This is a genomic window from Sphingobacterium faecium (genome assembly GCF_003054045.1).
GTDB lineage: Bacteria > Bacteroidota > Bacteroidia > Sphingobacteriales > Sphingobacteriaceae > Sphingobacterium > Sphingobacterium faecium.
Map to the genome: position 1 here is coordinate 527,127 of NZ_QBKH01000001.1, position 11,737 is coordinate 538,863.

Genomic DNA, 11,737 nt, shown 5'->3' on the forward strand with positions numbered 1-11,737 from the left:
TATCAATGGAAAATCAAGAAGAAAAGAAACCATCAAATAAGAAATTTGTCTTCATTCTTATTGCTCTTATCTTAGTTGGAGGAGGGTACGGAGGTTATAAATACATACACAGTCAATCGCATGAGACTACTGATGATGCACAGGTGGATAAGAATATGAATCCGATCATCCCAAAAGTAGGGGGATATATTGCTCAGGTCTATGTGAAAGATAACGATATCGTTAAAAAAGGAGATACTTTATTTACAATTGATACACAAGATTATTTGATTAAAGTAAAGGAGGCAGAAGCAGCTTTATTAGGTGCTGAAGGTTCTCTTGAAGTGTCAAAAGCTGATGTGAATGCGACTTCTGCAAATGTGGCGATCTCAGATGCTACCGTACGCTCTAATATCGGAAGTATTGATGTTGCTCAAATTCGTGCAGAACAAGCTCGAAATGATTTCAACCGGTATTCCAATTTGTACAACAATCACTCGATTACAAAACAACAGTATGAACAAGCGTTAACAACTAAGTTGGAGGCCGAGAAGCAGGTGGAGATTTTGAAACAACAACGAAATGCTTCCAATTCGCAACGTGAAGCAGTGCTTAGTAAAACAAATGTCGCTAGTAAACAAACTGCCGTAGCACAGGCGAATATTGATCGTGCGAAGGCCGCCGTTGATGCTGCTAAATTGAATCTTTCTTATACGGTAGTAACTGCTTCTGCAGACGGTCAAATTTCCAATGTGAAAATTAGACCAGGACAAATGGTTAATCCTGGTGCTGCTTTATTTTACATCGTCGATAATCATGAAACTTGGGTAGTTGCTAATTTTAAGGAAACACAAATGAATGATATTCGAATTGGACAAAAAGTATCAGTCATCGTAGATGCCTATCCAAATATTGAATTTGAGGGCGAAGTGAATTCATTTTCTCCAGCAACAGGTTCTCGGTTTTCGTTGTTACCACCAGATAATGCAACTGGTAATTTCGTAAAAACAGTACAACGTTTACCTGTAAAAATATTACTTACAAAAGCTAATACTGCAGATCATATTGCTTTATTGCGTCCAGGCATGAATGCAGATGTTGACGTTCATTTAAAATAAAATTATGACAGCTACACTTGATCAAGATAGCCTCATTGAATATGGGTATCGACGTGTAATCATTACCATTATAGCCGTTTTATGTGCTTTACTGGAGATTGTAGATACTACGATTGTCAATGTTGCTCTCAATGATATGAAAGGAACATTAGGTGCGACATTGACGGATATCGCTTGGGTCATAACGGCATATGCGATCGCAAATGTTATCGTGATCCCCATGACAAGTTGGCTATCGCAACAGTTTGGTCGCAAAAATTATTTTGCTGCCTCCATTATTATTTTTACGGTTGCTTCTTTTTTATGTGGTAACTCCACTAATATTTGGGAACTTGTATTTTTTAGATTTATACAAGGTATGGGCGGTGGAGCTTTATTAGTTACCGCTCAGACTATCATTACTGAAAGTTATCCGCCTGCCAAAAGAAGTATGGCACAGGCTATCTACGGCATGGGTGTTATCGTAGGTCCTACTTTGGGCCCGCCGTTGGGTGGTTATATTGTGGATCATTTTTCCTGGCCTTACATTTTCTACATCAATGTACCTCTAGGTATTATTGCAGTTCTTTTAACGCTTTCATTTGTTAAGAGTCCAAAATATGGAGAAAAACAAGCCGCTAAAGATGTTGATTGGTGGGGTATGATTTTCCTTATCATGTTTATTGGTTCTCTACAATATGTGCTTGAACATGGACAGCAGGATGATTGGTTCTCTAATAGGACTATCGTTATTTTATCCATTACTTCTATTTTGGGATTACTCTTTTTCGTCTGGCGGGAGTTGACATACGACAGGCCTATTGTTAATCTCCGGGTTTTAAAGGATAAAAACTTGCAAGTGGGTGTCGTAATGAGTTTCATTTTGGGTTTTGGCTTATTTGGATCAACGTTTGTTATTCCGATCTATACCCAATCGATTTTAGGTTGGACGGCTACGGATGCAGGATTACTACTGATCCCAAGCTCACTCATGACGGGGTTTATGATGCCTTTTATAGGAAAGATGATTCAAAATGGTGTTCCCCAGAAATACATGGTGGCCATAGGGCTTTGTGTTTTCTTTGGTTTTTCATTCGTAATGTACAGTCGCTTGACCAATGATACAGGTGCTGAACATATGTTTTGGCCTTTGATATTTAGAGGAGTGGGATTGGGCTTATTATTCGTACCCGTGATGACTTTATCATTGTCGACTCTGTCAGGTAAAAGTATTGGTGAAGGTGCTGCTTTTACCGGTATGATGCGCCAGTTGGGTGGTTCATTTGGTATCGCACTGATTACTACTTTTATCTCCAGATTTACACAAAGTCACCGCGTGAATCTGATAGCACATCTTGATCCCACTAATTTTGAAGTGCAACAAAGAATCAATCAGCTACAGGCAAGTTTTGTGGCAAAAGGATTCACTCCTAATGAAGCTTTGGCAAAGGCGTATCAATTGTTAGAAGGTTCTGTAATGAAACAAGCAACAGTCTTGTCTTATATGGATGTGTTTTTATATATCGGATTATTATTTATAGTCTGTGTACCCTTTGTATTGATGATCAAGCAGGGTAAAAATAAAGTTGATACTTCCAGTTTACATTAAGATTTTTGTAAACTTTTGATAAAAGCAGCAGTAATATAGATTACTGCTGCTTTTTTTATGTCAGTAAATCGACATTAACTCTGATCTTTCTGGAGCGAAATATAAAATGCGCATGCTGCAGCAGGTTATTCTTAAAATGTTGCAGCAGGGTATTGAAAATTTTGACTGTAACAATTCATGTATTTATTTGTTGCTATATTAAGAATTGATATAAACCTGGTAGTTGATCAATAGTTGATATCAGGACAAAAAACTAAGCAAAAAACTTATGAAATTATTACTTATTCTTTTTACCGCTTTTTTCATTGCTTTAATAAGCACAAAAATAGTTTATGGTTTTTGGGATTTTTTGTTTGCCGGAAATCTAGGTATGGCTGTTTTCATCATTTTTACAGGCTTGTCACATTTCAGATTCCAAAAGGGTATGGTGATGATGATCCCTGAATTTATTCCAGCAAAACTATTTTTAGTGTATCTAACTGGGGTACTCGAAATCGCTGCAGGTATAGGTTTGATGATACCGTCTTTACGAGCTATGACAGCCATATTGTTAATCATCTTTTTTATTGTAGTTTTTATAGCTAATGTGAATTCTTCAAAAAAAATGATCAATATTTTTAAAGCCGATTATACAGGGCCAGGTATGAATTATCTGTATGCTCAAAGACTTCCGATGCAACTTATTTTAATTGCATGGACTTGGTATTTTGGACTTTATTTAAAATAACCATCCTGTAATAAAAATCCTCCTACATCGAGAGATGAGGAGGATTAAACCAAATATAATAGAAGGGGGAGGGAATGTTATTTTGTTAAGATATTATCAAAGGTGATAGCCATGTAGTATAAAGCTCCAAGTGTTGGACCACCTGCATATTGAATGTAATGATTATTCAGTATATTACTTCCGCCAAGTTTTATTGTCGATTTTGACATTTTGTAACTCACCTGAGCATCAATATTATGATATGCAGACACACGTGCATTTACAAGTGGACTTTCCCAATTAAACGCATCTTGCCATTTCCAGACGACATTAAATCCAAAGTTTGGAAGTATCTGTCTATTTCCAAACGAAAGGTTTGACGCCCATTTTGGCGTATTAAATCCTGTAACAAAAAGATCAGAATCTTTATTTTTTGTGATGTCACTATAGTTGATATTCCCAGCTACTGTATAATTTCCGCTGAAATTGTACGTAATCCCTAAAGAACTACCGTAATTGTTATAACTATTTTTTGCATTCGTATAGACGCGGTAACGCGTTTGTTTGGATCTATTGCTAGCTAGCATATCCAATACAGATGCGTCTGTGTTTATTTTATCGGTAGCGGGAACAGCAACTTCTACTTGTCCCAAAAATCCATTGTACACATTGCTGTAGAGATCCCAATCAATTGCTAATTTATTTTGAAGAAGGACTGCTTTATAGCCAATTTCAAAAGATTTAATACTTTCAGGTTCTGTTGCTTTTAGATTTGTGACCGTCAGTAGACCTCTGTTCTTAAGCGCTGCATCATTGGATGTTAATCCAGTGGCAACATCTTTATTTACTGCTGCATTGAATGTGTTAACAGACTGCAATGTATATGAATTGTCTAAATATCCAAGACCCTCATTGATATAGGAAAGGCCACCTACCCGACGTACATTCCCATTATTGACAAATGATAACGCTTCGAAAAGTGCAGGAAAACGGTATCCATTTTGGAATGATGCACGTAGATTGTGTTTTTCTTTTAGTGTATATACCGCTGCGATTCTGGGATTTATTTTAGCTGAAAATTCAGGATTATAATCGACTCGTAATGATCCAAAAAGTTTTAATTTTTCATCTAATAATGATTTGGTAATCTGTCCAAAGCCACCAAATTTTTTATAATACACATGATCTCCGAAAGAGCCATTTGCTAAGGGTTGGCTACGTTCTGCAATTGGTCTTTTAAAATCAACAAAGTTATTTCCATCTGGAAGGACTTCATATACAGTTGCATCGCCACCGATAAGCAGGTTGAATATGTTGATGTGCCTACTTAAATCCCATTGAGCATTAGCATGATAAGTTCGACTCATTTGCTTCAACTGAGCACCACCCGTTGCGGTTCCGGTAGCCACTCCGGCGTTTAGGTGATCCCAATTGTTGATTTGTGTAATGGTATTTTTCAAATCCGCAAAATCTTTTGTACCTGGTTCTACGCGACCATTATCAGCAAGTTTTCTCGCATTTTGTAGCGCTTCGGTTAGTGAAGTACCCGAATTTAATTGTGTCTGTAATGAATTTTTAAACAAGTCACGCCAAGCATTGTTCGATAGATGTGTTAGATCGAGATTATCAGCCAACGGTTTGATGTTATAGGAATCACCTGTATTTTCAGTAGAAACATAAGTTTTGATGGAGTAGTCATTTCCTTTTAATTCTAATTTATGATTTTGAACTTTCACATTGTCGAGTTGAATTTTGTTTCCACGTTGAAATACGCCATCCATTTGACCAAATCTATAACTGTATGATAATTCGGCATTTTCGTTTAAACGGTAATGTAGCGCAGCATCAAATTTTAAATTTTCAACTGTAGGCTTTGAAAGATCTTCCTCTTTATAACCTGTGCGTCTAACAATTAGAGATTGGTTTGCTTTACCATTAATATTCAAACCAGAAAGGGTTACGGCATTATTATTTTCGTCACCATAAATATTCCAGCCATCGTAGGCGGAGTTATTATTTCCTGAAAGTTCTGGGAAGCTAGGATTTGCTGTGTTTAGTGTGTTTGGATTTTGATCCTGATAAGAATTAGAGAGCCAGTCAGTTCCTCTTAAGTAGCTAAGATTGACCTTGAATGCAAATTTATTATTGAAGGATTTGGCAAAACGGACGGCATTTTCAGTGAGGTTGCTCAATTCTCGGCCAGTACCACCGGTATGATTTAGCCCATTTTTGGAGTACACGCTTAATCCTTCGTACAAAAACGGATTTTTTGTCAATAGATTAGCCATCCCATTAATGGCATTCATACCATATAGAGCAGAAGAAGCGCCAGGAGTTATTTCAATACTTGCAATGTCCAATTCAGTTGGACCAATAGCATTACCTAATGGAACACCTAATGTCGCTGCTTGCATATCAACACCATCAGCCAACTGCACAAATCTAAAGTTATTGGGAATATTGAAACCTCTAGTATTGGGGATTTTGAATGTAAGACTTGAAGTAGTCATCTGAACTCCCTTAACATTTTCAAGTGCATCGTAAAAACTAGGAGCTGGTGACTCGCGAATAGCCCTAATATCCAGTTTTTCAATAGATACAGGAGATTTTAAGATGCTTTCTTGAGTTCTTGAAGCTGTAACAACCACTTCCTTGCCCAATATGGTTTGAGTGAGTAGGGAAAGATTTAGATTGGATTGAGGTCCAGTGACTTCATAGGTCTTGGTTTCAAAACCAACACCTGATACTTTTAGTGTAAAAGGATATTTTGCTTTTGTATTCAGTTTGAAATCGCCCTGATTATTTGTAGAAGTACCATTTACGGTTCCTTGAATCGTAATGGTAATACCTGGTAGCGGCTCCTTTGTATTTTCATCAATGATATGCCCTGTCAGTTCAATGATGTTAGAACCCTGAGCAAATGATTGGGGTGTTTTAGTAAGTCCAATTATGGCTACAACTGTAAAGGTTAGTAATGTTCTTTTCATATTTAATATTAAATCTATCGATTTGGTAGACAAATATATTTTTTAGTTTTCATATTATAGAATTTATTTTCAAATAATAGTACTTATGTTATTTTAATCGACTGAAAAAGAGTGTGTATCGTTTTGTTTTATTGCACTTGTAGGATCTCTAAAAGAAGTTTTTTATGAGAAAAATATAAATTAATTTAATTTTTCATAACTGATATTTTCGATTTGTAGTGGAATAAAATCTAAAAAAGGAGAGTCAGTAAGAATATTTTAGTATTTAATTATTTTGCAAATGTTAGATTCCGTTGCAATTGAAAGCTAAAGATTGTTATTACAAAAGTGATACTTCTTATCTACAAAAAATTAAAATGTATGATTAGAAAATTTAGATTACTTAAAAGGATCAATACTGCTATAGATAGAGCGAAATATTATTTTTTATTGTTGATCAATACTATTGTAATTTTTGTTTAGTACTAATTAATTTTTAGGGTCTTAGATCATTGTTACATTCTTTTTGTTACATGAGATATAATTGATAGCGAAAAACAATCGTTTGCGTTAAGTGAAGTATTATATTTTTTAAATTATTTTTTCTAGAATGATTTGTCTTTTTTAAATTAGGTTAATACCAATTTAAACATTAAATATGAAGAATAAATCATTTTACCTATGGTGTAGTTTAATACTACTGACTGTTTTTTCCTGTAAGGACATTACGCAAGATTTAGCTAACAACGAAGATTCTATGTCTGCCGTCAAGAAGAATCAAGCACTTAATTTGACCAATGAGTGGCGCAATAATCCCTACAAATTAAATGTCATTTACTTTGTTCCAAATGATGTGGATTCTATTCCAAATTTTAGAAAGCGTTTGAGTAGAATATTACTCGATGCGCAAAACATGTTTGCAGATAATATGAATCGTGAAGGTTTTGGAAGAAAATCTTTTGGTTTGGACTTGGTCAACGATTCTCTTATCAACGTCATCTACATTGTAGGTAACTTTGGTAAGGCAACCTATCCTTATGAAGGTGGATCTGGAGCTGTAAAAGCTGAAGTAGATGCTTACTATGCCTTAAATCCTACGGCTAAAAAGAGTGAGCATAACTTGATTATTATCCCAACTTATAATACGGATCCGGCTAATCCTGGAGGACCTCCTTTTTATGGAACCGGAACGACTTGTTATGCTTTAGACTATATCAATTTAGATGCAAAAAATTTAGGAATAGGTGGTGATATCGGATGGAAAGCAACAGTTTGGATAGGAGGGATGATTCATGAATTGGGGCATGGTCTAAACGCGAGTCATAATCGTATGAATAAAACTCTGGCACCTACTTTGGGAACGGCTTTAATGGGAAGCGGTAATTCTACTTATGGCATTTCAACAACATCATTGACAAAAACAACAGCTGCAACCTTTAACAATAGTCAAGTATTTAGTACAGTGACACGTAGTGATTGGTATCAAGCTGCATCTGTGGATATTACTTCACTGTCATCATCTTACACCAACAATAGCATTATTGTTTCAGGTAAATTTACGGCAACTAAACCAGTAAAGGATGTTGTTATCTGGCATGATAGAACTCCTTATGGAGGCAATCAGGATTACGATGCCGTACAGTGGGCAACAAAGGTTATTGGCGTTGATAGTTTTAGATTCGAATGTCCATTAGCTGATTTTTACGATTTAACAAACGAGTATCAAATGAGAATTGGCTTTATGCATGAAAATGGAAGCCGTTCGACTTATAGTTACTTATATAGTTTTGTCAATAGCGTTCCTGATTTATCTAAAGTTGTGGTTCATAATCTGTTGCCTACGACAGGATGGTCGATCATAGCTGCTGATAGTCAAGAAAATGGTGCTCCTGCAAGTAATGTTTTGGATAAAAATAGAAGTACGATATGGCATACGCCATGGTCTTCTGCACAAACGCCGCAGCCCCATTATTTTTCTGTTAATATGGGAGCTAATCGTTCCGTAAAAGGTCTTGCTTTCCGCAATCGTGATAATCTGAACGGTGCGATGAAAGATATTAATATCTATTCAAGTACAAATGGTACGACTTGGACATTAGTGAAAACAGCTCAATTGATACAGGTGTCAGGTAGCTGGATTAATGTTGATCTTCCTTCTGTATTAAGTACGCGCTATTTAAAGATTGAATCAACTAGCTCTTGGGGAAATTTCTTCTACTCTCATTTAGCTGATTTCGGAGTTTATTCAAATTAGTATGATTGACATAAAAAGAGAGAGGTCTTGATTATTTGATCAAGACCTCTCTCTTTTGTAATAATCTGGAATAATTATTTATACATTTCGGCACGTTGTGCTTGTACTACTTCACTATTGATATATTCATCATAGGTCATTAGTTTGTCGATGATACCTTTTGGAGTCAACTCAATAATACGGTTTGCTACTGTTTCCGTTAACTCGTGGTCACGAGAAGTAAATAACATCGAACCTTTAAAATCAACCATACCGTTGTTAAGAGCAGTGATGGATTCTAAGTCTAAGTGATTGGTTGGCTCATCAAAGATTAAAAAGTTTGCGCCTTGTAGCATCATTCTTGAAAACATACAACGCATTTTTTCTCCTCCTGATAATACAGAACATTTTTTCAATACTTCTTCTCCCGAGAATAACATCTTACCTAAGAATCCACGGATGAATTGTTCATCGGCATCAGGATTTGTCGTGTAATCTCTTAACCAATCAACAAGGTTTTCTGTTCTACCTTCAAAGAAAGGTGAATTATCCATTGGCATATCTGCTGGAGTAATCGTAATACCCCATTTAATATCACCTTCATAATCTTTATCACGACCCGATATGATATCGTAAAAAGCTGAGGTAATCAATGAATTGGCTCCTAAAACTGCAATTTTATCACCTTTATTAATCATAAAGGTAATGTCTTTGAAGAAAACTTCACCATTTATGGTCTTACCCAATCCCTCTACTTGTAAGGTCTGATCTCCCGGCTCTCTGTTCATGGTATTGAACATGATTGCAGGATATTTACGATTAGAAGGTTTGATCTCATCGATATTGATTTTATCTAAAGCTTTCTTACGAGAAGTCGCTTGTTTAGATTTAGATGCATTTGCTGAGAATCGACGGATAAATTCTTGTAATTCCTTTACTTTATCTTCAGTTTTCTTATTTTGATCAGTACGCTGTTTCAACGCTAATTGAGACGATTCGTACCAGAAAGAGTAGTTACCTGTATAGATCGTCATTTTACCAAAGTCAATATCCACTGTATGTGTACATACAGCATCTAAGAAGTGACGATCGTGGGATACGACCAGTACAATTGCTTCATACGTAGCTAAGAAATCTTCTAACCAAGCGATCGTGTTAATATCCAAGTCATTGGTAGGCTCATCGAGAATCAAAATATCTGGTTTCCCAAATAAAGCTTGTGCTAATAAAACACGTACCTTTTGATTACCATCGATTTCTGAAACTAATTTATAGTGAAATTCCTCTTTAATACCTAAACTACTCAATAGTGTTGCCGCATTGGATTCCGCATTCCAGCCATCCATTTCTGCAAATAAACTTTCCAATTCACCTGCACGTTCGCCATCAGCATCCGAGAAATCCTCTTTCATATAGATAGCATCTTTCTCTTTCATGATTTTGTACAGTTCTTGGTTTCCCATCATAACCGTTTCCAATACCGTAAATTCGTCGAAAGCATAGTGATCTTGGCTTAAGACCGACATTCTATCGCCAGGTGTGAAAGCAACTGAACCCGTAGAAGGGTCAATATCACCAGAAACAATTTTTAAAAAAGTTGATTTTCCAGCTCCATTGGCACCGATAATACCGTAACAATTACCAGGTGTGAATTTTAGATTGACATCTTCGAATAGTATACGTTTACCATATCGAAGAGAAAGATTTGATACATTAATCATGCTGCAAAGATACGGTTTATTTCTATAATTTTTATTACGTTTTTACGTGTATTGTAAAGTAATGAACATGTCTTTTATCTAATTATACGTATGGAAAGTTACTTTTTTTAGTCGTTAGCAGAGACCATTTATTGTCTTGTTTTCATGATCGTTTATTTAAACTTTGATCAGAGTATAGATCATATCAATTTTGGTAGTAGAGCTCATCAGTACCTGTTGTTGATGAAACTATATTGATCATATGTAACATAACTAAAAGATTGATATATTTATTGGAATGAATTTTAAATTATTTTAACAATAATTAATTTCCTTTTATATCTTTGTACCTTATTTTTAAAAGCTTATTATGAAAAAAATTTTACTATTATCGTTGTCAGTTATTACACTCACTTCTTGTGCAACACTTTTTACAGGAACTAAGCAGACAGTAACCATTAAAACATTTCCAGAAGGTGCTAAAGTAGAAGTAGATGGACTTGATAGGGGTATAACTCCTGTAGCGGTTAGGCTTAAGAAAGGTTTTAGTGGACAAACAGTAACGTTAAAGAAAGAGGGGTATGAATTTAAGATGTTTCAGCCAGAAACTACTTTTAATCCAGTATCTGTCTTAAATTTTATTGGGATAATTGGTTGGGGTGTAGACGCCGCTACTGGTGCAATGATGAAATATGATCCTAAGGTATACGAGATAACGCTTGACCCTAAAAAGTAGGGATTGTTTAGACTCTTACTGCTTATACATTCCCTGTTGTTTGGATTTTATTTTTTATTCTTTACAACAGGGAAATTTATTTTAATATAGCTTTACGCTAAACTATTAGCAGTTCTAATTCATAACGTGATACAATTTTTTAAACTTTTATCTTACATATGACCTATAGGTGTTTGGTTCTAAGAAAAAAAACTCATTTTTTCATTTAATAATTCTTGTTAAATAATGTGAAAACTGATAGCGTGTGGATAGATAGATTATGAAATTGATTAAATTGCTCTTTAATTGTTTGAAAAATTAGAAACAGGAAGATATGAAATGTCCAAATTGTAATGAAACGTTATTGATGACAGAGCGTCATCAAGTTGAAATCGATTATTGCCCTATCTGTAGAGGGGTATGGCTGGATAAGGGGGAACTGGATAAGTTAATATCATATGCCGCGGATCAAAATAAAGTTTCTGCCCCTGTATACGAAGATCGTTCGATCCGTACAGAACAACATGGCGATAGAGAACGATCTGACTATAGAGACAATTACCGTGGCGATCATCATAATGGACAGCATAAAAACCAACAATATCCCAAAAAGAAGAAATCCTTTCTTTCTGATTTCTTCGATTTTGATTAAGGTTTACATGTAAATCTCTGGATGATATAATTTTTCAAAGTCAAATATATACATGATATCACTGCGCTGATATAAAAAGT

8 protein-coding genes are annotated in these 11,737 nt (G+C 35.4%); 6 read left to right on the forward strand and 2 right to left on the reverse strand.

The window, feature by feature from the left end:
- The first annotated feature begins 5 nt into the window (after positions 1 to 5).
- The 3 genes from C8N37_RS02235 (at position 6) to C8N37_RS02245 (ending at position 3,412) form a co-directional block, all read left to right on the forward strand.
- On the forward strand, positions 6 to 1,097 hold the full coding sequence (locus C8N37_RS02235; RefSeq protein WP_108157347.1) for an HlyD family secretion protein: 1,092 nt from the start codon (positions 6 to 8) through the stop codon (positions 1,095 to 1,097).
- 4 nt (positions 1,098 to 1,101) lie between these two features.
- The gene (locus C8N37_RS02240) at positions 1,102 to 2,685 is read left to right on the forward strand and encodes a DHA2 family efflux MFS transporter permease subunit (protein ID WP_108157348.1); all 1,584 of its coding nucleotides are present in this window, start codon (positions 1,102 to 1,104) and stop codon (positions 2,683 to 2,685) included.
- A gap of 268 nt (positions 2,686 to 2,953) precedes the next feature.
- Complete coding sequence (locus C8N37_RS02245; RefSeq protein WP_108157349.1) at positions 2,954 to 3,412, forward strand: DoxX family protein; 459 nt, start codon at positions 2,954 to 2,956, stop codon at positions 3,410 to 3,412.
- Between the two features lie 77 nt (positions 3,413 to 3,489).
- On the opposite strand, the gene C8N37_RS02250 is transcribed toward C8N37_RS02245, so the two are convergent.
- Positions 3,490 to 6,378 (reverse strand): TonB-dependent receptor, encoded by a 2,889-nt coding sequence (locus C8N37_RS02250; protein WP_108157350.1) that lies wholly within the window; start codon positions 6,376 to 6,378, stop codon positions 3,490 to 3,492.
- Between the two features lie 637 nt (positions 6,379 to 7,015).
- On the opposite strand from C8N37_RS02250, the gene C8N37_RS02255 reads away from it, so the two are divergent.
- On the forward strand, positions 7,016 to 8,611 hold the full coding sequence (locus tag C8N37_RS02255) for a discoidin domain-containing protein (protein ID WP_108157351.1): 1,596 nt from the start codon (positions 7,016 to 7,018) through the stop codon (positions 8,609 to 8,611).
- A gap of 74 nt (positions 8,612 to 8,685) precedes the next feature.
- Here the strand turns inward: C8N37_RS02255 and C8N37_RS02260 are convergent, their stop codons facing one another.
- Positions 8,686 to 10,311: an ABC-F family ATP-binding cassette domain-containing protein gene (locus tag C8N37_RS02260; protein ID WP_045753903.1), complete on the reverse strand. Its 1,626-nt coding sequence runs from the start codon at positions 10,309 to 10,311 to the stop codon at positions 8,686 to 8,688.
- 373 nt (positions 10,312 to 10,684) lie between these two features.
- On the opposite strand from C8N37_RS02260, the gene C8N37_RS02265 reads away from it, so the two are divergent.
- Positions 10,685 to 11,026 carry a PEGA domain-containing protein gene (locus C8N37_RS02265; protein ID WP_170114454.1) on the forward strand — a complete coding sequence of 114 codons (342 nt, stop codon included), beginning with the start codon at positions 10,685 to 10,687 and terminating at the stop codon, positions 11,024 to 11,026.
- A 313-nt stretch (positions 11,027 to 11,339) separates the two neighbouring features.
- Positions 11,340 to 11,657 (forward strand): TFIIB-type zinc ribbon-containing protein, encoded by a 318-nt coding sequence (locus C8N37_RS02270; RefSeq protein ID WP_108157353.1) that lies wholly within the window; start codon positions 11,340 to 11,342, stop codon positions 11,655 to 11,657.
- Positions 11,658 to 11,737 lie beyond the last annotated feature (80 nt).